Origin of the sequence: Stagnihabitans tardus (genome assembly GCF_009925085.1) — a bacterium.
In the GTDB taxonomy this organism is placed as follows: domain Bacteria; phylum Pseudomonadota; class Alphaproteobacteria; order Rhodobacterales; family Rhodobacteraceae; genus Stagnihabitans; species Stagnihabitans tardus.
The window spans coordinates 167,400-189,495 of record NZ_JAABNR010000005.1 but is presented as its reverse complement, the minus strand read 5'-3'; the positions used below and the strand labels follow the sequence as shown (position 1 = coordinate 189,495).

The 22,096-nt window shown below is 66.0% G+C and carries 28 protein-coding genes; 15 read left to right on the top strand and 13 right to left on the bottom strand.

The window, feature by feature from the left end:
- Positions 1-15: 15 nt before the first annotated feature.
- The 8 genes from hpf to GV832_RS07095 all read right to left on the bottom strand — a co-directional run bounded on the left by hpf (position 16) and on the right by GV832_RS07095 (position 6,196).
- Positions 16-591 carry a ribosome hibernation-promoting factor, HPF/YfiA family gene (hpf, locus tag GV832_RS07130; RefSeq protein ID WP_168774153.1) on the bottom strand — a complete coding sequence of 192 codons (576 nt, stop codon included), beginning with the start codon at positions 589-591 and terminating at the stop codon, positions 16-18.
- Positions 592-783: 192 nt separating this feature from the next.
- Positions 784-1,530, bottom strand: coding sequence for an LPS export ABC transporter ATP-binding protein (lptB, locus tag GV832_RS07125; protein ID WP_168774152.1), 747 nt, complete (start codon positions 1,528-1,530; stop codon positions 784-786).
- A complete protein-coding gene (gene lptA, locus GV832_RS07120) occupies positions 1,530-2,012 on the bottom strand; it encodes a lipopolysaccharide transport periplasmic protein LptA (protein ID WP_168774151.1) in 483 nt (160 codons plus the stop codon). Before lptA ends, lptB begins: the two co-directional genes overlap by 1 nt.
- Position 2,013: 1 nt before the next feature.
- A complete protein-coding gene (locus GV832_RS07115) occupies positions 2,014-2,631 on the bottom strand; it encodes a hypothetical protein (RefSeq protein WP_168774150.1) in 618 nt (205 codons plus the stop codon).
- Between the two features lies 1 nt (position 2,632).
- Complete coding sequence (locus tag GV832_RS07110; protein ID WP_168774149.1) at positions 2,633-3,586, bottom strand: KpsF/GutQ family sugar-phosphate isomerase; 954 nt, start codon at positions 3,584-3,586, stop codon at positions 2,633-2,635.
- Entirely contained in the window at positions 3,567-4,181 is a 615-nt protein-coding gene (locus GV832_RS07105; protein ID WP_168774148.1) for a ribonuclease D, read from the bottom strand. Before GV832_RS07105 ends, GV832_RS07110 begins: the two co-directional genes overlap by 20 nt.
- A gap of 99 nt (positions 4,182-4,280) precedes the next feature.
- Complete coding sequence (locus GV832_RS07100) at positions 4,281-4,955, bottom strand: flagellar hook capping FlgD N-terminal domain-containing protein (protein ID WP_168774147.1); 675 nt, start codon at positions 4,953-4,955, stop codon at positions 4,281-4,283.
- An 11-nt stretch (positions 4,956-4,966) separates the two neighbouring features.
- Entirely contained in the window at positions 4,967-6,196 is a 1,230-nt protein-coding gene (locus tag GV832_RS07095) for a flagellar hook-length control protein FliK (RefSeq protein WP_168774146.1), read from the bottom strand.
- Positions 6,197-8,301: 2,105 nt separating this feature from the next.
- Between GV832_RS07095 and GV832_RS07090 the strand changes: the two genes are divergently transcribed.
- The 6 genes from GV832_RS07090 to GV832_RS07065 all read left to right on the top strand — a co-directional run bounded on the left by GV832_RS07090 (position 8,302) and on the right by GV832_RS07065 (position 12,039).
- Positions 8,302-8,592 (top strand): rod-binding protein, encoded by a 291-nt coding sequence (locus GV832_RS07090; RefSeq protein WP_168774145.1) that lies wholly within the window; start codon positions 8,302-8,304, stop codon positions 8,590-8,592.
- Positions 8,576-8,920 carry a hypothetical protein gene (locus GV832_RS07085; protein ID WP_168774144.1) on the top strand — a complete coding sequence of 115 codons (345 nt, stop codon included), beginning with the start codon at positions 8,576-8,578 and terminating at the stop codon, positions 8,918-8,920. The genes GV832_RS07090 and GV832_RS07085 overlap by 17 nt, the downstream gene beginning before the upstream one ends.
- Positions 8,921-9,131: 211 nt before the next feature.
- Complete coding sequence (locus tag GV832_RS07080) at positions 9,132-10,364, top strand: flagellin N-terminal helical domain-containing protein (protein ID WP_168774143.1); 1,233 nt, start codon at positions 9,132-9,134, stop codon at positions 10,362-10,364.
- Between the two features lie 78 nt (positions 10,365-10,442).
- The gene (gene flaF, locus GV832_RS07075; RefSeq protein WP_168774142.1) at positions 10,443-10,823 is read left to right on the top strand and encodes a flagellar biosynthesis regulator FlaF; all 381 of its coding nucleotides are present in this window, start codon (positions 10,443-10,445) and stop codon (positions 10,821-10,823) included.
- Positions 10,820-11,245, top strand: a complete 426-nt coding sequence (gene flbT / locus GV832_RS07070) for a flagellar biosynthesis repressor FlbT (protein WP_168774141.1) — start codon at positions 10,820-10,822, stop codon at positions 11,243-11,245. The genes flaF and flbT overlap by 4 nt, the downstream gene beginning before the upstream one ends.
- A complete protein-coding gene (locus tag GV832_RS07065) occupies positions 11,242-12,039 on the top strand; it encodes a DUF1217 domain-containing protein (protein ID WP_168774140.1) in 798 nt (265 codons plus the stop codon). Before flbT ends, GV832_RS07065 begins: the two co-directional genes overlap by 4 nt.
- Here GV832_RS07065 and GV832_RS07060 read toward each other — a convergent pair.
- A complete protein-coding gene (locus GV832_RS07060) occupies positions 12,031-13,344 on the bottom strand; it encodes a FliI/YscN family ATPase (RefSeq protein WP_354001936.1) in 1,314 nt (437 codons plus the stop codon). The genes GV832_RS07065 and GV832_RS07060 overlap by 9 nt on opposite strands.
- 85 nt (positions 13,345-13,429) lie before the next feature.
- On the opposite strand from GV832_RS07060, the gene GV832_RS07055 reads away from it, so the two are divergent.
- The 9 genes from GV832_RS07055 to GV832_RS07015 are packed head-to-tail and all read left to right on the top strand — an operon-like array spanning position 13,430 to position 17,906.
- The gene (locus GV832_RS07055) at positions 13,430-13,813 is read left to right on the top strand and encodes a FlgB family protein (RefSeq protein ID WP_168774138.1); all 384 of its coding nucleotides are present in this window, start codon (positions 13,430-13,432) and stop codon (positions 13,811-13,813) included.
- Between the two features lie 3 nt (positions 13,814-13,816).
- On the top strand, positions 13,817-14,197 hold the full coding sequence (gene flgC, locus GV832_RS07050) for a flagellar basal body rod protein FlgC (RefSeq protein WP_168774137.1): 381 nt from the start codon (positions 13,817-13,819) through the stop codon (positions 14,195-14,197).
- Positions 14,198-14,203: 6 nt separating this feature from the next.
- Positions 14,204-14,494, top strand: a complete 291-nt coding sequence (fliE, locus tag GV832_RS07045) for a flagellar hook-basal body complex protein FliE (RefSeq protein ID WP_168774136.1) — start codon at positions 14,204-14,206, stop codon at positions 14,492-14,494.
- Positions 14,491-14,757 carry a flagellar biosynthetic protein FliQ gene (locus tag GV832_RS07040; protein ID WP_168774135.1) on the top strand — a complete coding sequence of 89 codons (267 nt, stop codon included), beginning with the start codon at positions 14,491-14,493 and terminating at the stop codon, positions 14,755-14,757. The genes fliE and GV832_RS07040 overlap by 4 nt, the downstream gene beginning before the upstream one ends.
- A gap of 1 nt (position 14,758) precedes the next feature.
- A complete protein-coding gene (locus GV832_RS07035; RefSeq protein WP_168774134.1) occupies positions 14,759-15,472 on the top strand; it encodes a flagellar hook-basal body complex protein in 714 nt (237 codons plus the stop codon).
- 9 nt (positions 15,473-15,481) lie between these two features.
- Positions 15,482-16,267, top strand: coding sequence for a flagellar basal-body rod protein FlgG (flgG, locus tag GV832_RS07030; protein ID WP_168774133.1), 786 nt, complete (start codon positions 15,482-15,484; stop codon positions 16,265-16,267).
- Entirely contained in the window at positions 16,267-16,698 is a 432-nt protein-coding gene (flgA, locus tag GV832_RS07025) for a flagellar basal body P-ring formation chaperone FlgA (RefSeq protein ID WP_168774132.1), read from the top strand. Before flgG ends, flgA begins: the two co-directional genes overlap by 1 nt.
- Positions 16,695-17,414, top strand: coding sequence for a flagellar basal body L-ring protein FlgH (gene flgH / locus GV832_RS07020; protein ID WP_168774131.1), 720 nt, complete (start codon positions 16,695-16,697; stop codon positions 17,412-17,414). Before flgA ends, flgH begins: the two co-directional genes overlap by 4 nt.
- Before the next feature lie 3 nt (positions 17,415-17,417).
- Positions 17,418-17,906: a flagellar basal body-associated FliL family protein gene (locus GV832_RS07015; protein WP_168774130.1), complete on the top strand. Its 489-nt coding sequence runs from the start codon at positions 17,418-17,420 to the stop codon at positions 17,904-17,906.
- Here GV832_RS07015 and GV832_RS07010 read toward each other — a convergent pair.
- From GV832_RS07010 to GV832_RS06995, 4 genes are read right to left on the bottom strand one after another with little or no spacing between them, the layout of a single operon-like run.
- The gene (locus GV832_RS07010; protein WP_168774129.1) at positions 17,894-18,226 is read right to left on the bottom strand and encodes a hypothetical protein; all 333 of its coding nucleotides are present in this window, start codon (positions 18,224-18,226) and stop codon (positions 17,894-17,896) included. The two genes, GV832_RS07015 and GV832_RS07010, sit on opposite strands and share 13 nt — an antisense overlap.
- Positions 18,223-19,302, bottom strand: coding sequence for an EscU/YscU/HrcU family type III secretion system export apparatus switch protein (locus tag GV832_RS07005; protein WP_168774128.1), 1,080 nt, complete (start codon positions 19,300-19,302; stop codon positions 18,223-18,225). The genes GV832_RS07010 and GV832_RS07005 overlap by 4 nt, the downstream gene beginning before the upstream one ends.
- Entirely contained in the window at positions 19,299-20,075 is a 777-nt protein-coding gene (locus GV832_RS07000) for a flagellar biosynthetic protein FliR (RefSeq protein ID WP_168774127.1), read from the bottom strand. The genes GV832_RS07005 and GV832_RS07000 overlap by 4 nt, the downstream gene beginning before the upstream one ends.
- Entirely contained in the window at positions 20,072-22,069 is a 1,998-nt protein-coding gene (locus GV832_RS06995) for a flagellar biosynthesis protein FlhA (RefSeq protein WP_435531746.1), read from the bottom strand. The genes GV832_RS07000 and GV832_RS06995 overlap by 4 nt, the downstream gene beginning before the upstream one ends.
- Positions 22,070-22,096 lie beyond the last annotated feature (27 nt).

Below are 22,096 nucleotides of genomic sequence, written 5' to 3'. Positions count from 1 at the left end.
AGCCCCCTCGGGGGCTTATTTCACATTGTTGGGGTCGATCCAGCCGATGTTCCCATCCTCGCGGAGGTAGACCACATTGACCCCATTGTCTTTCTCGTTCCGAAAAACCAGGAACTTCAGGCCGCTCAGCTCCATCTGCATCACCGCCTCGCCGACCGAAAGGGTGGAGATCTTCTTCTCCATCTCGGCCACGATCACGGGTTGCAGCGGCGCCTGGTCACCTTCCTCCGGCTCTTCGCTCGGCGCGAGGATATAGGCCGCGGACATGCCGAACTCAACAGGCGTCGTGCGGGTGGCGTGGTGATTGCGCAGACGCCGCTTGTAGCGCCGCATCTGCTTGTCCATCTTCTCGCGGCAGGATTCGAAAGCGGCATAGATCTCGGAGGAATGGCCCTTGGCCTGGGCGGTCAGCCCGGTCGACAGGTGGATCGTCGCCTCGCAGACATGCTCATGCCCCGCGCGCGAGAACACCACATGCGCATCGGTCGGACGCTGCGCATATTTCTCGATGATCTCGCCGATTTCCGCCTTCACATGGGTCTGCAGCGCCTCGCCAATGTCGATTTGCTTGCCAGAGATCTGATACCGCATGTTTCGCCTCCTCTGCGATGAAACCCGTCCTTGGGGAAGGGTCGAAAAACTGGGGGGTTTTGGGCACACCGCCAACCAGCCGCGGTGCCCCGGTGGGGGCCGCATGGGGCCGAAAGAACTGGCGGTTCCTGCCTTCATCCCTCTCATTTGGGGATCAGGCCATCCAGTTGTCAACAAGCGGTTACGAAACTGTCAGATGATCCGAAAATTCTCGCCCAGGTAGACCCGGCGGACCGTGTCATCCCGCACGATTTCATCCGCCGTGCCCGATTTCAGCACCTGGCCATCGTGGAGGATATAGGCGCGGTCCACGATCTCGAGCGTTTCGCGGACATTGTGGTCGGTGATCAGGACGCCGATGCCGCGCGACTTCAGGTCATGGACGAGATGGCGGATTTCGGCCACCGCAATGGGATCAACGCCCGCGAAGGGCTCGTCCAGCAGAAGGTAAAGCGGATTGGCGGCGAGGCAGCGGGCGATCTCGGCCCGGCGCCGCTCACCGCCCGAGAGGGCCAGCGCGGGCGCGCGGCGGATGTGGTCGATGGAGAACTCGGACAGAAGCTCTTCCAGCCGCTCGCGCCGCTTCATGCGGTCGGGCTCGACGATCTCCAGCACGGCGAGGATATTCTCCTCGACCGTAAGCCCCCGGAAGATCGACATTTCCTGCGGCAGATAGCCGATCCCCAGCCGCGCCCGGCGATACATCGGCAGGCCCGTCACATCGCGCCCGTCGATCAGGACCTGGCCGCCTTCGGGCTGCACGAGACCCGCAATCGAGTAAAAGGTCGTCGTCTTGCCGCAGCCATTGGGGCCGAGCAAAGCCACGACCTCCCCCCGGCCAAGGTCCAGCGAGACATCGCGGATCACCAGCCGTTTCTTGTAGCTTTTCCGCAGGTTGCGGACCGCCAGCCCGCCCGTGCCTTCGATGACCTGCACCATCAGCCGCCCTTTGCCTTGGGGGCGAAGGTCGTGGTGACGCGGCCCTCCATCGTGCCAAGCCCGGTGCGCAGATCCATCACCAGCTTCTGCCCGGCGATCGTCGCGCCCCCTTGCGTCAAAAGCACATCGCCGGTCATGGTCAGCGCCGAATCCCCCGGGCGATAGACCGCCTCGGCCGCCTGTGCCGCATCCTCGCCCGCCGCAAGCTGCACCCCGCCCGTCGCCGTCATCGCGGCAATCGAGGTCCCATCGGCGCCGTAGGTCACCTCGATCCGCGCCGCCGTCAGCCGCATCGTGCCCTGCACCACCACGACCGAGCCGTCGAAGACCGCCAGCCCGTCCTTCTGGTTGATCGAGAGCCGGTCCGAGGTCACCTCGACCGCCGCCGAAGGGTCAGCCTTCAGCCCCCCCAGCGTCACGCCGGTTTCCTGGGCCCAGGCGGCAAGGGGCAACATCGACAGGATCAGAACGGCCAAACGCATCTCAATTCCCCTTTGGGGGCAGGTATATCAACCGCACGCCCTGGGTGAAATCCAGAATATAACCCCCGGCAGCATCCTGCCCCAGGTGCATCCCCCCGGCCTCGATCCGCCCCAAGGGCCCCGAGGCCAGGACCGCGCCCTGGGAGGTCACATCGGTCTGCGTCAAGCCCACGGTCACCCCCGGCATGGTGAGCCGATAGCCCGTGGAGGTCGTCAGGCTGACCCCATCGGTCAGAACGACCCGGTCCCCCTCGGCATCCAGACGCCCGGCGCCCGCCATCATCGCCGCCGTGCCGCCCTGCGGCATCTCCAGCAAGGCGCTGAGCGCCTTGGCCTGGCCCGCGTCGGTCGAACCGGCCACCCCGGGCCGCGCCTCGGCCGCCTTGATCGTCAGCGCGGCGCCGTCATTGGTCATCCCGGCATATTCCGGCTGGGTCAGGCGCGGCTCGCGCAGGCGGTCTTCGACATCGACCGTCGCATAAGGAATCGCATCCTCGGGCTGCACCTTGCGGCCCAGAAGGAAGAGCGTCGCCAGAAGCGCAAGCGCCACCAGCGGCAGGACGATCTTCAGCCACAGAACCAGGCGCGAGTGGAAATTATCGAGCCGCGCCAAGGCCATGTCAGACCACTCCAGCGCGGAGAAGGTCGTGGATATGCAGGATGCCGCAGGGCGTGTCGCCCTCCTTGACGAAAAGGCAGGTGATCTTGCGGTCGTTCATGATGGCCAGGGCGGCCTCGGCCAGGGCCTCGGGGCCGATGGTGCGGGGGTCGCGGGTCATCACCTCGCGCGCGGTGTGGGAGAGGAGCCCCTCCATATGCCGCCGCAGGTCGCCGTCGGTGACGATGCCGCGCAGGCTGCCCCGCTCGGTCACGCCCACGACGCCAAAGCCGTAACGGGTGATGGTCAGAAGCACCTCGCTCATCGGGGCATCGGCGCCGATCAGGGGCAGGTCGGTGTGCATCAGGTCGCGGACCTTGAGCAGTTTCGCCCCGAGTTTCCCGCCCGGATGGAAGACGCGGAAATGCTCTGGCGTGAATTTCCGGTGTTCCATCAAGGCGATGGCCAGCGCGTCGCCCAGGGCCAGCGTCATGGTGGTCGAGGTCGTGGGCACGATCCCGGTCTGGCAGGCCTCGGGCGCCGGGGGCAGAAGGATCGCCACATCGGCATTGCGCATCAGGGTGCTGTCAGGCCGGGAGGCCACGCCGATCAACGGGATGCTGAAGCGGCGGGTATGGGCCAGGAGATCGGCCAGCTCCGGCGTCTCACCGGAGTTCGACAGGACCAGCGCCACATCGGCCTCGGTCACCATGCCAAGGTCGCCATGACTGGCCTCGGCCGGGTGGACGAAATGGGCGGGCGTGCCGGTCGAGGCAAAGGTCGCGGCGATCTTCCTCGCGATATGGCCCGATTTCCCCATGCCCGAGACGATCACACGCCCCTTGGTCGCCAGGATCAGCCCGACCGCGCGGGTGAAACTGCCGTCCAGGCTCGCGCCCAGCGCGGTCAGCGCCTCGGCCTCGGTGGCGATGACCCGCCGCGCGGTGGCGAGGAGGTCAGTGGTGGAAGAGGTCATTCGGCTCGTCCCAGCCCAGGAGATCCAGCTCGGCCCGGGTCGGCAGGAAGTCGAAACAGCGCTGCGCGAGGTCGAGCCGGTCTTCGCGAATCAGCACGGCCTCCAGCGCGTCCTTCAGCTTGTGCAGGTAAAGCACGTCCGAGGCCGCATATTCCTTCTGGGCCTCGGTCAGCGTCACCGAACCCCAGTCCGAGGTCTGCTGCGCCTTTGACACATCGACGCCCACCAGCTCGTTCAAGAGGTATTTCAGCCCATGCCGGTCGGTAAAGGTGCGGATCAGCTTGGCCGCGACCTTGGTGCACCAGACCGGAGCCGTGCGCACGCCAAAGGCCTTTTGCATCGCGGCAATGTCGAAGCGCCCGAAATGAAAGAGCTTCACCACATTGGGATCGGTCAGAAGACGGGTCAGGTTCGGCGCCGAGGTCTGGCCCTTGGCGATCTGCACCAGATGCGCGTGACCGTCACCGGCCGAAAGCTGCACCACGCAAAGCCGGTCGCGGCGCGGGTCGAGCCCCATGGTCTCGGTGTCGATGGCCACGACGGCGCCAAGGTTCAGGCCGTCGGGCAGGTCGTTCTGATGAAGATAGATGGTCAAGGGCTGATCCCGCTGCTGTTTCAACCGGGCTTAGCCGATCTGGACGGGAAAGGGAATTCTTAGCGCTCAGACGGGGCTCGGGCGACCCCGCCCAAGCGATCAATTCGCCGCCTCGCGGATCGCGGTCACGGCAGAAGCCGCGACTTCGGTGCCATTGGCGAGATAGAGATTGACCCCGCTGCCGCTGCTGCGCACCTCGCTGACACGTTGGTAGTAAGAGACCGGGTCGGTCCCCAGCTCTCCGGTGGCCGAGTAGCTGACCAGGCTCAGCGTGTATTTGCCCTTGGCCAGGGCGTCGCCCTCATTGTCCAGACCCTGCCATTCATAGGTCCCGGGCGTAACCGCGACTTCGGTCTGGCTGACGATGTTGCCCGCCCCATCCTTGGCCACCAGCACGGTCTTTGTCGCCCCGGTGCGCGGCTGAAGCTCCACCCCGATCGGCGTTGCACCATCAAAGGCCACCGGGGCGGTCACCTTGGCCTCCTTGCCGACCCAGCCCACCATCTGCCCCATGGCGCCCAGATTGGTCTGCGACACCATCTGCGACAGAAGATCATTGGTCTTGGTCTGCTGTTCCACCTGGCTGAAGGTCGCCAATTGCACGGCCAACTGGTCGGCATCCATCGGGTTCAGCGGATCCTGGTTCTTGATCTGCGTCGTCATCATCTTGAGGAAGGTTTCGTAATTCTTCTTGTTGTCCGCCGCGGTGGAGGAAGCCGCGGTCGTCGTCGGGGTCGTGGTCGTGGTCGTCGAGGTGGTTGCGGTCACAGCCATGGCTGATCCTTTCACAATCTGAGATCGAGCCCGCCCGCGACGCTGCGGCGTTCGGGCGGCGGGGTGAGGGCGGCCATGGGCGCGGCGTCGAAGCCGGGCTCGGCCAAGGGGTCGGCAAAGGGGGCAAGGTTGCGCTCTTCGCGGGCGCCCTGCCCCCATTGGCCAAAGTTCATCGTGCCGGTATCAAGCCCGGCCGAGCGGAATTCCTGGCGCAACTCGGTGACATTCGCGCGCAAGAGCTCAAGCGTTTCGGGGCGTTCGGCGGTCATGTGGACCTCGACCCGGTCGCCCCGGGTGATCAGCTCGAAGCGCAGCCTTCCAAGCTCGGCCGGTTCCAGCACGATTTCGGACTTGCGCGATCCGGTTTCGGCGATGCGTTTCACCAGTCGGGGTGCGAAGTCGCGGGCGGTTTCGACCGCCTTGCGCGTGGCTTCCGAGGCGGCGAGAGTCGAGGGCGCGACGACGGGGGCGGAGGTCTGTTGTGCAGGGGCCTTTGCCTCTTGCACAGATGGGGCCACGGGTTGCGGTGCAACTTCGACCTCTTTGCGGGGCAGATCGGGAGGCGGAGCGGCGGCCAAGGGGGCCTCGGTCACGACCTGCACCGGATCGGCGGCGCGGCCCTCCGCCTTGGGGGCCAGGGGTTCGGCGCTTGTGGCGATGCGCCGGGAGGGGCGCGGAGCCTCGTCGACGGGGCCGGGACGCGGGCCGGCCTCGGCCCGGGCAGCTTGGGACACCACATCGGCCATCGACGGGGGATCGGCAGGGCGAAGCTGGGCCGGATGGGGCCGGGAGGGTTGGGCCAGGGGCTGGGCGTGTCGTTCTGCCGGGGCCGCGGGCCTGGGGTCGGCGGGGGTCGGCCCGGGCGTGACCGGCGCCGAGACCGCGTCGACAAGCGCTTCGCCGACCAGATTCGCCGGGGGCACGGGGTCCACAGGCAGGGCCAGATCGGGCAGAACCGGCGGCCGTGCGGTCTGTGGGGCCAAGGTCGTGGCCTCGGTCTGGCGGGGACTTGACGGGGCCGGGGCCAGGTCGGCAATCGGCCGAGCGGTCGCCGCGCTTGCGGCCTCTGTGACCCTGGTGTCCTGGGACTGCGGCGCGGGGACGACCACGGGCTCCGCCCGCAGGGCCTGCAACAGGCGCTGGGTTTCGGCCTTGGGGTTTGGGGGAACGGCCAGGGGAGCTTGGCGCAGGGCGGCGTCGGGCAAGGTGGTCGCGCGGGACGCCTCTCTTTCGGTCCCCATCGGGCGCAGCTCGGGGGAAGGGCCCTCGGCGGAGGTCCCCTCCGGGGTGGCGCGGCGGAGATCTCGAGGAGCGGAGGTCTCCGCCGAAGCCGGGTCGGCCTGGACCTTGCCCGGCAGTGCAACGGGCTCTGCCCCTTCGGTCGGAAGGGGCTGCGGCCCATCCGGGGTGAAGACCTGGGGCGCTGCGGTCGCCGTTGCGTCGGGGCGGGTGGCAGGAGCCGGGGGCTGTGGAGCAAGCGCAGGACTCTCAGGAGCCAGTCTCGTAGGGGCCGGTCTTTCAAGGGCCAGACTCTCAGGCGTCGGACTTGCGAGGGTCGGGCTTGCGAGGGTCGGGCTTGCGAGGGTCGGGGCGGCAAGCGATCGAGGCGCGGGCTCCGGCGGGATTGGGGCCGGGGTTTCAGGCTCAAGCTTCACGGGAGCCAGGGTTTGGGGGGCCTCGATCACGGGGGCCAGCGTTTCAGATACAGGCGAAACGAGGGCCGTCATCGAGAGGGGCGGTGCCGCAACTGCCGTCGCCGGCCTTGGCAGGGCGACCGAATCGCCCGTGGCCAAAGCAAAGGAGGGGAGGCTCCGCGTCAGGATCACGGATTCGCCCAAGCTGGCCGGCAAGAGGATCGGACGGGAGGCAGCGGTCCCACCCTCCTCGGCTGCCGTCAGCGGGTCGGTCGGCGCCAATTCCTGCCGGGTCGCGGGCAGGGGTTCCTGCTTGATGCGGGGGAGCGCTTCGACGGGGTCAGGCGCGGCAAGGCGTGACACAGGGGGCAGCGGAGCCGGCAGGCTGGCCTCGGCCTCCAGCGGCGGCGTGGCGGTCCGTTGAGCCGCCCCGGGCAGGGAGACTTCGGCGATTTCCGGATCGGGCAAGACCTCTGCCGTTGCCGAAGGGGCAAGCGCGGCGACCTGGACGACATCTTGCGCAGAAGGCGCGGGCCCTTCCTGCACCTCGGTCAGGGCTGCCTGGTGGCGCAGCGAGACGAGGTTCAAGTCCGGGGCGGCGGGCCCTGTTTCCAGCGAGGCGGGCTGAGGGCGCGCGCTTGCGACAGGGGCATCGGGGGCCCGTTCGCCCTGCAGCGGAGCGGTCTGGTTTGGTGCCTTGAGAGGGGGGGCCCCTGGCACATCCAGGGCTTCAGGGGCGGCAGGCGCCTCGGATGCGGGGAGGTCGGCCAAGATCGACGCCTGGATCTGTCCGGCTGAGGGGCGAGGCGAGGTCGGCGCGGCCTCGGGCAGCAATGTGGCCGGGGCAGGGGTGTCCTGCTGGAGCCTGGGATCGTTACTCTCTGGAATTTCAATGCCTTGAACGGGAAGCGCCTTTCCGGGCGCTGCTGCCGTCGCGCCCTCTGCCAGCGGGGCACCGAGGGCCTGCCGGGCGGCCTGGTAGCCGCTGTCGCCAAGACGCGGGGCATGAGCGGGGGCAAGCTCGGTCGAAGCCCCCTCCGCCCCCGTTTCCAGACGCGGGCCAGCTTCCGGGCGCCGCTCGGCCGGGGGTTGCCCTTGTGTCACAGGCTCCGCTTCCGGGTCAATGACGCCGCGATCAGGCGCGGCCTGAACCGCAGCGCGGGAAGCCTCTGCCGGGGCAGCGGGGAGCAGGGCCGCCCCCTCCTCGACCGGCGTGGGGGCGGATGGCGGGGGAAGGGCGGCGATCACCGGGACGGGAAGCACCAGTGTCGCGGGATCGGTCGCATCCGCAGCCTCGAGCGGCTCGGGGGCGGGGTCCTCTGGCGCGGGGGGGGCGGATTGCAGGTCCTGTTCGGGCACAGCAACCAGCAGGGGTTCTGGCAAGGTCTCTGGCGGAGGAGTCTGGGGTGCCGCGAGAAGGTCGGGTCGCGGTCCGGGGAGCTTGGCCGGGACGGGAAGCGCGGATGTCTCCTTGTCGAGGCGACCCTCTGCCCCCAGGACCTGAGCGAAACCATCGTCCGCCGGAAGCTCTTGCGGCTGAGCGGTCGTCATCGTTCCCACCGGAACGGCCAAGAGTTCGATACTGTCCATCTGTTCCCGACTTCTGCCGAAACTGCGCTTGCGAAACTTCCGGAAAGCTAGAGCGTGAAGAGTTACCACTTGTTTACCCGGATGCCGGATAGTGCAGAAAATCCGCATGATCGGAGAAACCGATGGAATTGCCCCCCAGCCGCCCGCAACCGGCGGCTCAACCGACCCTCCCGCCAGAGCGGGAGAAGCTCCTGCGCCAAAAGGCCGAGGAACTCGAGGCCGGTTTCCTGTCGGAAATGCTGTCCTACACGGGCTTGAATGCGACATCGGACTTTGCCGGCGGCAGCGGCGAGGACCAGTTCTCGTCCTTCCTGCGCGCCGAACAGGCCAAGGCCATGGTCAAGGCAGGCGGCATCGGGCTGGCCGAATCCATCTTCAAAGCATTGGCGGAACGCGATGACATCCCTTCCTGATCCCAAGGCAGTGCTTCTCCTGGACGAAATCCACGGGGCGCTGTTGCGACATGACTACCCCGCGCTCGGCCCGCTTGGTCAGGCGCTGGAGGCAGAGCTCGACCAGCCCTCCCAGCGGCTGGATGCGGCGGCGGTGGCGCTGATCCGGGCCCGGGCCGACCGCAATGCAGCCACGCTGCGGGCCACGACCCAGGGCATCCGCTCTGCCCTGCGGCGCCTCGCCGAGGTGCGGCAAGTCGCCCGCGGGATGGTGACCTATGACCGCACGGGCCGACACGAGACGCCTGATCCCGGTGCAGCGGGCGGTCCGCCCCTTGGACGCTTCTGATCTGAAACGAGCTTCAATCAAATCGCAGGAAAATGCCCCTTGGCGATTAGGAAACTCTTAGCGCTTGAGGCGTTTGATTGACCTTGCATCCCAGGTGGGGTGGCGCGTCCCGGGCAGACCGGTCGCATTGGATAGAAAGCCCAACGGCCATCTTGAGTGATGGTGCAACAGGCCGGGCGCAAAGCGCCGGCTGACCGCAAAGGAAACGGAAATGTCGTCCATTCTGACCAACAACAGTGCGATGGTGGCTCTTCAGACGATGAAGACCATCTCCACCAGTCTGAGCCAGACCACCGCGGAGATCTCGACGGGCAAACGTGTGGCTTCGGCCAAGGACAATGCTGCTGTCTGGGCTATCTCGAAGGTGATGGAGGCTGACGTCGAGGGCTTCAAAGGCATCTCGGACAGCCTCGCGCTTGGGTCCTCGACCATCGCCGTGGCCCGCCAGGCCGCGGAGACGGTGACCAGCTACCTGACCCAGATGAAGACCAAGATCGTCGCGGCCCAGGGCGAAAACGTCGACCGGGCCAAGATCCAGACGGATATCGTTGCGCTTCGCAGCCAGATCCAGTCGGTGATCGGTGCCGCCCAGTTCAACGGGCTGAACCTCGTCGACGGTTCGCAGACCACCACCGTGCCGATTCTGGCCTCGCTGGACCGCTCGGGCTCGTCGGTGACCGCCTCTTCGATCGGGGTGACGGCGCAGGACCTCTCGATCGGCGCCTATGTGGCCAAGGGCGTGCTCGCAGGCTCTGATGGTGTTTCGACCGCGATGGACACCGCGGGCTTCACCATCGACGGCGGCGGGGACACCGGCACGATCGTGATCGATGACAGCACCGACGCCTTCGCGGCGGGGGACAGCGTGTCGATCAACATCGGCGGCAAGGCGGCGAGCTATACGGTGACGGCCGAGGACGTGGCCTCGGCTTCGCCCTCGGATCTGGTGGCAGTCGGCCTGAAGAAGGCCATCGAATCGCTGGGCATCACCGGCCTGACGGTGGACTACGACCAGGCCAATGCCGGAACGCTCGTCATCACCAACAATACCCAGTCGAACGCCTCGACGCCGGTCGACACCGACATCAACGTCTCGCTTCAGTTCAAGAATGCCGGGGCCGGTGGTCTTGGTGCCTTGTCCTCGATCAGCGTGGCGAATGCGACCGATGCTGCGGCGGCGCTGGGCAACATCGAGACCATGATGCAAACCGCAATCAACGCCTCTGCCTCCTTCGGCTCGGACCAGACCCGGGTCGACACGCAAAAGGACTTCGTCAGCAAGCTGGTGGATTCCATGAAGGCTGGCATCGGCTCGCTGGTCGATGCCGATATGGAGGAAGCCTCCGCCCGCCTGCAGGCCCTCCAGGTGCAGCAGCAGCTGTCGACGCAGGCCCTGTCGATCGCCAACCAGCAGCCGCAAGCCCTGCTCTCCCTCTTCCGGTAAGCGACTGATCCGGGGGGCCTTTCTACCGGCCCCCCGGTCCAGCTGCGCAACCCCACGCAAGACCGGAAGGAATAAATCGTGTCCACTGCTACTTCGAATGCCCGCGCGGCCTATGGCCGCCGCGAGGCCCCCGTGCGCACGCCCCGTGCCCACGAATACGACCTGCTCGCGCGGTGTACCCAGAAATTGTCGATGGCCTGGATGCGGCGGAAGGAAGACTTCCCGATGCTGGCCACGGCCCTGACCGAAAACCTGCAACTCTGGTCGGCGCTGGCCGCCGATGTCGCCGAAAAGGGCAATGGCCTGCCGCCTCCGCTGCGCGCCCAGCTCTTCTACCTGTACGAGTTCACCGCCGGGCATACCCGCTCGGTCCTGGACAACCGCGCCTCGGTGGAGGTGCTGATCGACATCAACACCGCCGTCATGCGCGGACTGAGAGGCGACGGGGGCGCATCATGAGCGGCCTTGTCCTGAAGCTGGGGCCCCATGAGCGGGTCCTGATCAACGGCGCCGTGGTGGAGAATGGGGACAAGCGTTCGCGCTTGGCCATCATGACCCCCAACGCCAATATCCTGCGGTTGCGCGATGCGATCCACCCGCAGGAGGCCAACACCCCGGTCAAACGGGTGTGCTACGTGGCCCAGCTGGTCCTGACCGGCGATGCCACGGCCGAAGACACCCGCCAACAGCTTTTGCGCGGGATCGAACAGCTGAGCCAGGTTCTGACCGATCACGACAGCCGGACCCAGCTGAACATGGCCACCAAGGCCGTGCTGGACGACCAGCACTACCAGGTGCTGAAGGCTCTGCGCGCCCTTCTTCCGCGCGAAGAGCGTCTCTTCGCCGCTGCCGCCGCCGCCCGCGAGGGAGAGGCGTCGTGACCTACCAACCGGTCCTGCCCCTGACTGGCTATGCGGGCTGGACCCTCTTGAACCGCACGAAATCGGTTCAGACCGCCGCCTTCAACAAGTCGCCCGACGTTCTCCGCGATACGGAGTATTTCAAGGCGAATATCGCGAAGGTGAAGACGGCGGACGACCTCGTCAAGGACCGAAGGCTCCTGCGCGTCGCGCTGGGGGCCTTCGGGCTCGACGATGACATCAACAACAAGGCCTTCATCAAGAAGATCCTGGCCGATGGGTCGCTGACCACGACGGCGCTGGCCAACCGCATGACGGACAAGCGCTATCTGTCCCTGACCCAGGCCTTCGGCTTTGATTTGGCGACGCCCTCGACCCAGGTGTCGAGCTTTGGGCAAGAGATCGTCACCAAGTTCCTGGACAAGCAGTTCGAAGTCGCCGTGGGCAACCAGGACCAGAACCTTCGCCTGGCCCTGAACGCCCAGTCCGAGGTGGCGAGCCTTGCCGCCTCGACCGGGTCCGACACGACGAAGTGGTTGAAAGTGATTGGAAATGCGGCCCTCGCCTCGGTCTTTCAAAAGGCGCTTGGCATTCCGAAATCGGTGGGCTCGCTGGACCTGGACCAGCAGCTTGCGATCTATCAATCACGGGCCAAGACGGTTTTCGGCAACAGCAGCCTGAGCCAGTTTTCCGATACGACCAAGGTGGATAGCCTGGTCAAGCGCTTCCTGACCCGCGCCCAGGCGGAGGAGCTGACGAGCCAGACCTCCTCCACCTCGATCGCGCTGACGCTGTTGCAGACGCGGCTACGCTGATTTGCGGCCCAGCGCGGCCCGCAACCTGCGGAAACTGCCCGCCGCACCGTCATTTGGCGCATCCTCGCCGATAAAGGCGTCCAAGGCCGGCCAGACCCGGATCGAGGCATCGACCAGGGGATCCGAGCCCTTGGTGTAAAGCCCGGCCTGGATCATCAGCTCGGCCCGGTCATAGGCGCCAAGCAGTTTGCGCGCCTCGTTGATCGCCTCGTTCTCCTCCTTGCTGGCCGCCCAGGGCAGGCTTCGCGAGACCGACCGCAACAGGTCGATCGCCGGATAGCGCCCGCGTTCGGCGATCTTGCGGTCCATGACGACGTGACCATCCAGCACGCCGCGCAGGATATCGGCGATGGTTTCCTCCATATCCGACCCCGCGACCAGCACCGAGAAGATCGCCGTGATATCCCCCGACCCCTCCGCCCCCGGGCCTGCGCGTTCGGCCCAGGCCATGATCGCAGGGGCCACCGAGGGCGGATAGCCGCGCAGGCTGGCCTCTTCGCCCCCCGCCAGCGCCACTTCGCGATGCGCCTCGGCAAAGCGGGTGACGGAGTCGGCCAGAAGCAGCACATGCAGCCCCTGGTCGCGGAAATGTTCGGCCACGGCCATGGCAGCCCAGGCGCAGCGCCGCCGCACGAGGGGCGACTGGTCCGAGGTGGCGGTGACCACGACCGCCCGCTTCATCCCCTCGGGCCCCAGGACCGTCTCGATGAACTCCCGCAGTTCCCGGCCCCGTTCCCCGATCAGCGCGATGACCACGACATCGGTCGAGACCCCCCGCGCGAACTTGCCAAGAAGCGTCGATTTCCCCACGCCAGAGCCCGCGAAAAGACCGATCCGCTGCCCGCGCACCAGGGGCAGCAGGGTGTCGAAGACCGCGACCGAGGTCTCCAGCCGCTCCCCCAAGCGCCGCCTGGTCGAGGCCGAGGGCGCCGCTGCCAAGAGTGGCCGCATCCTCGGCCCCTTGAAAATGATGCGTCCATCCAAGGGGTTGCCGAAGGGGTCGATCACCCGCCCGATCCAGGAATTGTCCGGAGAGATCCCCGCCTGCCCCATCAGCCGGACCGAGGTCCCGATCCCTAAGCCCTCCGCCATGCGGTCGGTCAGGACGGTGATGGAATCGGCGCGCAGGGCCACGACCTCACCACCAAGGTTGGTGCCGATCATGACCCGGTCGCCGAGCGTCGCCGCATCCTCCAGCCCCTTCACCACCACGGTGCCGCGGCCGATTTCAGCCACACGTCCTAACCGGGCCTTACGGGAAACCGTAGAAATTTCGGAAACCAGTGCATCAAATATTCCGGCCACGGGATTCTCCCTCTGTTCTCTTGAACCCTTTCTAAAGGAATCACCCTTAAGCCTTGGTTTATGAAGGTCGAGGGAGAAGCCCGAGATGTTGGAAACACTGAATGTCACCCGTATGGCAGGCGCCATGGCAGAACATGCCTCGCGCCGCATGGAGCTGGTGGCCAAGAATGTCGCGCAATCGGCAACGCCGGGCTACAAGGCCACGGACCTGCCCGAATTCTCCGAAGTCTACCAGGACAGCGCCCCCGGTGGCATGCGTGCCACCCGTCCGGGCCATTTCACCTCTGCTGGAACCGTGATGACCGAGGTGCCCCGGCCCTCGACCGGCGGCGCCTCGCCCAATGGCAACACGGTCTCGCTTGAAGAAGAAATGGTCAAATCGGTGATGATCCGCAAGGATCACAACATGGCCATGGCGGTCTATGGCAATGCTCGCGACATCCTGCGCGCCAGCCTCGGTCGGAAGTAAGCCATGACCGACATGATCTCTTCGCTGTCCTATGCAGCCTCCGGGATGCGCGCCCAGGCCGACCGCCTGCGCCACATCTCCGAAAACATATCGAACGTCGACACGCCCGGCTATCAACGCAAGCTCGTGTCGTTCCACGAAAACATCGACAGCGGCACGGTCGAGACCGGAAGGGTTCAGCTGGACAGAAGTCCCCTGGACAAGGTCTATGATCCGGGAAATCCGCTGGCCGATGAGACCGGCCACTATGATGGATCGAATGTCGATCTGGTGGTCGAGATCGCTGACGCGCGCGAAGCGCAGCGCAGCTATGAGGCGAACCTCAAAATCTTCGACCAGGCCCGGGACATGACCAAGGGCCTGTACGATTTGTTGCGGAGGTAATCCAGAATGGATGTCAGAACGTCCTACGCAGCCGAGCTTTATGCAAAGGCGCGCACGGCGGCGGCGGCAACGCCGCAACCGGATACTGCTGAAAGCGGGTTGGCGAAGTTTGCGCAGTCTTTCGCAGACACCCTCGCCCGGGGCGAAACCACGGCAAAGGCGGCCATGTCAGGCGAAGCCGACAGCCAGGCCCTGGTCGAGGCGCTCGCCAACTCGCAGCTGGCGGTGGAAACCGTCACCACCCTGCGGGACAAGGTGGTGGAGGCCTACCAGGAAATCCTGAGGATGCCGATATGAACGAGGCTGTCCTTTTCGACGCGCTGCGCGAGGCGCTGTGGATCTCGGTCAAGATGTCGCTGCCGCTCCTGGGCGTCGGCCTCGTCGTCGGTCTCGTCATCGGCCTCTTCCAGGCGCTCACCTCGATCCAGGAACAGACCCTCACCTTCGCGCCCAAGGTTGGCGCGATGATCCTGGTCTTCTGGGTCTCGATGAGCTTCATGACCTCGACCCTGCTCACCTTCTTCAACGGGTCGATCCTGCCGCTGATCGCGGGAGGATAAGATGGACAGCACCGGCTATATCACGCTCTCGCGCCAATCGGGTCTCTTGAACCAGATGGATGCGATTGCCAACAACATCGCGAACGCCACGACCACCGGGTTCAAGCGCGAGGGGACGCTGTTCTCCGAATGGGTCGCCAAGACCGGGGACAGCCCCTCGCTGTCGATGGGCTATGGCAACACCCGCGTGGTCGACATCATGCAGGCGGGCCTGAGCCAGACCGGCGGCGCCTTCGACCTCGCGGTCGAGGGCGAAGGGTTTTTCATGGTCGAGGGGCCGAATGCGCAGCAGATGCTGACCCGGGCCGGGGCCTTCGTGATCGGCCCGGACGGCACCTTGCAGACCGAAGACGGCTTCCCCGTGCTGGACGAATCCGGCAGCCGGGTCTTCATCCCGCCGGGCGCGGGCAAGGTGACGATCGCGCAGGACGGCACCTTGTCGGCCAATGGGTCGCCGATCGGGCGCATGGGCCTGTTCAACCCGACCGATCCCCTGACCTTGACCCACTCCCAAGGCACGCTCTTCACCGCCAGCGGTTACCAGCCGGTCACGGGCTCCAAGATCATGCAGGGCTACCTGGAAGAGAGCAACGTCAGCCCGATCAACGAGATCGCGACGATGATCTCGGTCCAGCGCGCCTACCAGATGGGGCAGAGCTTCCTCGACCGCGAGGATGATCGCGCCCGCAATGTCATTCAGACCCTTGGCCGATAGGAGGCATAGATGAACGCGCTGCAAATCGCCGCGACCGGCATGTCGGCCCAGCAGATGAAGGTCGATGTCGTCTCGAACAACCTGGCGAACATGTCGACCACGGGCTACAACGCCCGCCGCGCCGACTTTGCCGACCTGATGTATGAACAGGTGCAAAGGCCGGGGGCGATTTCCTCGCAGACCGGGACCATGCTGCCCACCGGCGTGCAGCTGGGCATGGGCGTGCGGCCGACCTCGGTCTCGGTGATCCTGAAACAGGGCTCGCTCAGCGAGACGCGGGGCGACCTGGATTTCGCGGTCGACGGCACCGGCTATCTCGAGGTCGAGCTGCCCTCGGGCGGAACCGCCTATACCCGCGACGGGGCGCTGAAACGGTCGGTCGATGGGCTGGTCGTGACCTCGGATGGCTACCAGGTGAACCCCGGCATCACGATCCCCTCGGATGCCAACCGCATCGCCGTCAACGGCAATGGCGAGGTCTATGCCTATTTCGACGGCCAGATCGAGCCGACACTTCTGGGCCAGTTCACCCTGACGACCTTTACCAACGAAAAGGGGCTGGAGGCGACGGGCTCGAACCTCTTCCTTGAAACCTCTGCTTCGGGCCCGCCGATCACCGGGACGCCCGGGGTCGATGGGTTCGGCAACCTGCGGCAGGGCTATCTCGAGGAAAGCACCGTCGATGCCGTGGCCGAGATCACCGAGCTGATCAAGGCCCAACGCGGCTATGAGCTGAACGCCAAGGTGATCACGGCGGCCGACGAGATGATGGCCACGACGACGCAGGTGAAGTGATGCGCGCCCTTGCCGTGATGCTGCTTCTGACCGCTCCGGCCCTGGCCGACAGCATGATTGCGACACGCACGATCAAGGCCAAGTCCGTCATCTCTGCCGAAGACGTGGCCCTCGTCGCCGCAGCCATTCCCGGCGCCTTGACCGAGACGGATCAGGCCGTGGGCAAAGAGACCCGGGTCACGCTTTACGCCGGACGGGCGATCCGGGCCGAAGACCTCGGTGCACCGACCCTGGTGGACCGCAATCAGAACGTCATCCTGCTTTTCCAATCCAAGGGCCTGACCATCCGCGTCGAAGGCCGCGCCCTGGACCGTGGCGGGGCGGGTGACCCGATCCGCGCGATGAACATGACATCGCGCCAGACCGTCACCGGGATCGTGGCGCCTGATGGCACGATCCGCGTGGGCGCAAGCCAAGGAATGAGTGAATGAAGAAGACCATCGCCGCCTGCCTGATCCTTGCCGGTTGCGGCAATCTCGACCGGGTCGGGCGCGCGCCCGAATTCTCGCCGCTCGACAGCAGCAACGAGCGTGCCGCCATGTATTCCGCCCTGCCCGAAAGCAGCGAGCCTGCGACGGCGACCAGCGCCTCCTCGCTCTGGACGGCGCAGAGGTCCTCGCTTTTGGGCGATCACCGCGCCAGCCATCGCGGCGACATCCTGACCGTCGTGGTCGAGATCGACGACCAGGCCACCTTGAAGGACAGCTCGGGCCGGACGCGCAAGTCGACGACCACGGCCGGCATCCCGCAGCTTTTCGGCATCCCGCAGCGTCTGGACGCGGCGATCCTGCCCGAGGGCGCCAGCTCCTCCAGCCTGGTGTCGACCGATTCGAGCTCGACCTTCTCGGGCACCGGCAACATCACGCGCAACGAGAAGGTCACCCTGCGCCTCGCCGCCACCATCGTCGAGGAACTGCCGAACGGCGTGTTGCGGATCGAGGGGATGCAGCAGGTCCTGGTCAATGAAGAGATGCGCGACCTCCTGGTCACCGGCTATATCCGCCCCGACGACATCTCGCGCCAGAACGAGGTCAATTACGACAAGATCGCCAATGCCCAGATCTCTTACGGCGGGCGCGGGACGATCTCGGACGTGCAATCCCCGCCCTGGGGTCAACAAGTCACCGACCAGATCCTGCCGTTCTGAGCCATGGTCAAGAAACTCATCCCCGTCATCCTCGGCATCCTTGGTCTCCTGATCGGCGGCGGCGCGGGCTTTTTCCTGCGCCCCGCCCCTGAACCCGCGGCCGAGGGCGCCGCCACCGAACATGCCGCCGCCGACCCCCATGCCGAGGGGGAGGGCGAGGCCGCCATCCTGCCCGAATTCGCCAAGCTGCAGAACCAGTTCGTCGTCCCGGTGATGGAGGGCGGCAAGATCTCGGCCATGGTCATCCTCTCCTTCAGCCTGGAGGTCGAGACCGGCGCCTCGCCCGAGGTCTACAATGTCGAGCCCAAGCTGCGCGACATGTTCCTGCAGGTGCTCTTCGACCATGCCAATGCCGGTGGCTTCGCCGGGGTCTATACTGACGGCGCCAACCTGGTGATCCTGCGCGAGGCCCTGCTCGAATCCGCCAAGTCGATCCTGGGCGAGAAGGTCAAGGATGTGCTGATCACCGACCTCGTCCGTCAGGACAGCTGAGAGCGAAGCCGGTTCAAGACCTGGTTGCGACCAAAGGCGCGGGAGGCCTCCTCCCGCGCCTCGATCCATTCCGCGGTCTGGCGGGCCAGCATCTCGTTGATCTCGCGGCGCTTGTGATCGGCCCAGAGCGCGTGGCGAAAGGCGATCTCTTGCGCGGTGACAAGGGGCAGGTCGGCGGCCTCCATGGGGCGGTCGAGCTCGGCCAGACGGTCGAGACTGGATTGCCGGGCACGGGCGGCACGTTCCAGCACCATCATCTTCTGATCGAACAAGAGCTGGCTGATCTCGGTCAGCCGCCCCAGCTTCTGCTTCTCGCTCATCCCCGTCTCCTTGCCCGTTTGCGCATCGTCTCGGCGAAGCGGATGGCGGCCGCGACCGCCTTGTACTGATCCGGCCGGATCGGATCGCCCACCTCGACACTGGCATAGATCGCGCGCGCGGTGGGCGGATCGCGGTGGATCGGCACGCCGGCCTCGATCGCCTTTTCGCGGATCCGGGCCGCAACCTCGTCCACGCCCTTGGCCAAGAGAACCGGCGCATTGCGGTCGCCCCGCTTCCACTTCAGCGCCACGGCATAGTGCGTCGGGTTGACCACGATCACATCCGCGCCACTGACAGCGGCCAGCATCTGGCTCATCGCCATCTCGCGGCCCTTTTGGCGGCGCTGCATCTTGACGTGTGGGTCGCCTTCCTGGTCCTTGTGCTCTTCGATCGCCTCTTGCCGGGTCATCATGTTGCGGCGCCGGTGCTGCAACCATTGCCAGCCGTAATCCGCCCCGCCGAAAACCAGGCTGACGAGGAAGGAGAGGATCAGGAACTCCATCATGATCTGCATCATCAGGACGGAAGATTGCCCCGCATCCTGGCTGGCAGTGGCGAGCACGGCCTGGGCATGATCGGGCACCATGATCGCCACGATGACGCAGACCGCGATCAGCTTGAAGAGGCCCTTGAGGAAATTGAAAATCCCCTCGCGCCCAAAGCGTTGGCCCAGCGCGGTCAGGGGATTGATGCGGTCCCCCTTCATCGCGATCTTGTCGGGCGCGAAGATGAAGCCGCGCTGCGCCGCGATGGCAAGGATCGCCGCAAGCATCGGGATCAGGAACAAGGGCAAGAGCGGCAGGCCGAAGTCGATCAGAAGCTCTTTCGTCATCGGCCGCGCGCCATGGGTCATCATCAGCGAGATGCGGTCGCTTTGTTCGATCAACCCCATGGCCGAGCTGCCAAAACGGTCGACGACCCAGGCCCCCGTGACCATCACCGAGAGGACCGCCGCACCGTAAACCGCCGCCGAGGCCAGGTCCATCGACCTCGGGACGTCGCCCTTTCGTCGGGCCTCATCAAGCCGTCGCTGGGACGGCTCGTGACTTTTCTCGGCGTCATTGTCCTCGCTCATGGTCCAAGCCTTGTCGGCTGGGCCAGAAAGCCATGGAACTCATGCAGCCAGATGCCCAGAAGGATGGGCGAAGCCACCGCCATCAGGATCAGCGCGCCGATCGTCATCGCCGGGGCGCCCACCAGCGAGACCGGCATCTGCGGCATGGCCTTGTTGATGACGCCAAGCGCGAGGTTGTAAATGATCGAGCCGATGACGAAGGGGGCGGCCAGAGAGAAGGCCAGGGTCGTGGCATGGACCACGTTTTGCAGCCCCCAGTCCGAGACATCCGCGATGCTGGGGAAGCGCCCGGCCGGAAAGGCCTCGTAAGACAGGATGAAGAGGCTTGCGGCCCGGACATGCAGGCCGGTGGTCACGGCGAGCGCCAGGGCCGCCATGGTCAGGAGGTTGCCGAAGGCGGGCTGCGGTTCGGGCGAGGCGCCGCCGAACATCTGGGTCAGCGAGGTCGTGTTGGCCGCAATCGCCGCCGCGATCTGCAGGGCAAAGATGAAAAGCCGCATGCCAATGCCAAGGCAGAGCCCGGCCAAGACCTCCTCCGCCGCGGCGATGGGCAGGGAGGGCAGGTCGCGCATCAGCGGCGAGACGGCGGGAAAGATCACGGCGGTGAAGGAGAGCGCGATGATCAGCTTGACCCTTTGCGGCACGGACTGCTCGCCGAAGGCGGGCATCAGCGAGACGGCCGCCGAGACGCGCAGGAAGATCAGCCCGGCGATCCAGATCAGGTCTTGCAGGGGCCGGACAAAGTCGAGCGCCTGTTGGATGATCGCGTTCATGGCGGCACCACGCCGACCAGGGCTGGACGCGCCTCCATCCCGATTTCCTCGTAGGACAGGACCGGCGCCGAGAGCCCCTTGGCCCCCATGACCGTGTGCAGGAACCGCCGTCGCAGCGTCGAGGTGACCAAGGCCGGGAAGGTCCCGCTTTCGGCCGCCTTGTTCAGCCTTTCGGCCAAGCCATTGGCGAGGCGTGAGAAAAGATCGGGCGGCAGGGCCACGTCGCGGTTGCCCTCGACCTGGTGGGCGGCGAAGGCTTTCTCCCATTCGGGGGCAAGCTGGATCAGCGGGATCGTCCCGTCGCCGCGCTTGAGTTCGGCCACCAATTGGAAGCCCAGCCGCTGGCGGACATGTTCGCAGATCGCCTCGGGCGCGCCCAGGCCCCGCGCCTCGGCCGTGGCCTCGAGGATCAGGGGCAGGTTGCGGATCGAAACGCGTTCCTCCAAGAGAAGGCGCAGGACCGACATCAGCGTATCGACCTGGATCTTCTCGGGGATGAGCTCCTCCAGCAGGCGCTTGTTCTGATCGGCGCGCTGCGGATCGGTGACGCGGGTAAACTCGTCCATCAGCCGCCGCATGCCGCGCAGGGTCAGAAGGCGCGCAAGATTGGCCTTGATGATCTCCAGCAGGTGGGTGGCCAGAACCTCGGGCGCAGAGACGACGGTGAGGCCGGCGAGCGCGGCCTCCTCCTGCATCTCGGGCTGGATCCAGCGGGCGGGGGCGCCATAGACCGGCTCGGCCACGGCGATCCCATCGGGGGCCGAGACCCCATCGGCCAAAAGCACCAGGGCGCGTTCGGGCAAGAGCCGGTCGCGGACTTTTTCGACCCCTTGAAGTCGGATGACATAGGTCCCGGCGGCGAGGCTCGGCTCGTCGGTCAGGCGGATCTCGGGCAGGATCAGGCCATATTGTGCGGCCACATGGTTGCGCATGTTGGTGATCCGCGCGTCGAGCCCGGTGGCCGGGTCCAGCACCATGTTCACGAGGTTGGGCGCAAACTCGATATGGATCTCGTCGAAGTCCAGGACGTCGGCGATGGTCTTCTTCAGTGGCGTGGTCGGCGCCGCCTCCGCCGCGGGAGGTGGGGGCAAGGTCCGTGCCCGCCAGGCCGCCCAACCCAAGAGCAGTGCGCCCCCCATGAAAGGCAGAAAGGGCATCCCCGGGATGACCGCGATCAGCGCCATCAGCGCGGCCACGGTGCCAAGCGCCCCCGGATAGCGGCCCAACTGTTCGAAGAAGGAGACATCCGCTGCCCCGGTCGAGCCACCGCGCGCCAGCAAGAGCGCGGAGGCGACCGAGATGATGACGGCGGGGATCTGGCTGACCAGGCCGTCGCCGACGGTCAGGATCGAATAGGTTTCAAAGGCATGTCCCATGGGCATGCCATGGACGAAGACCCCGACGATCAGGCCCATGATCAGGTTCAGCGCCGTGATCAGAAGCCCCGCGATCGCATCGCCCTTGACGAATTTCGACGCACCGTCGAGCGAGCCGAAGAAATTCGTCTCGGCCAGTTCCTTTTCGCGCCGCGCCTTGGCCTCGGCATGGGTGATGGCCCCGGCCGCCATGTCGGCGTCGATGGCCAGCTGCTTGCCCGGCATCCCGTCGAGGGCAAATCGCGCCCCAACCTCGGCCATCCGCCCCGCGCCCTTGGTGATCACGACGAAGTTCACGATCAGAAGGACGAGGAAGATCACCAGGCCCAGAAGCAGGTTGCCCCCCATGATGAAGGTGGCAAAACCCTCGATCACATGGCCGGCCGCATCGGTTCCGGTGTGGCCCTGCCCGATGATCAGCTTGGTCGAGGACACGTTCAGCGACAGCCGCAGCATCAGCGAGGCCAGGAGGATGGTCGGGAAGGCCGAAAACTCCAACGGGCGCTCGATGAAGAGCGTGACCGTCAGCATCAGGATGGCCAGCGCGAAGGAGATGGCCAGGCCGATGTCCATCACCCAGGCCGGGATCGGCAGGACCATCATCAGGATGATCCCCATCAGCGCGAGCGCCAGGAGGATCGTCGG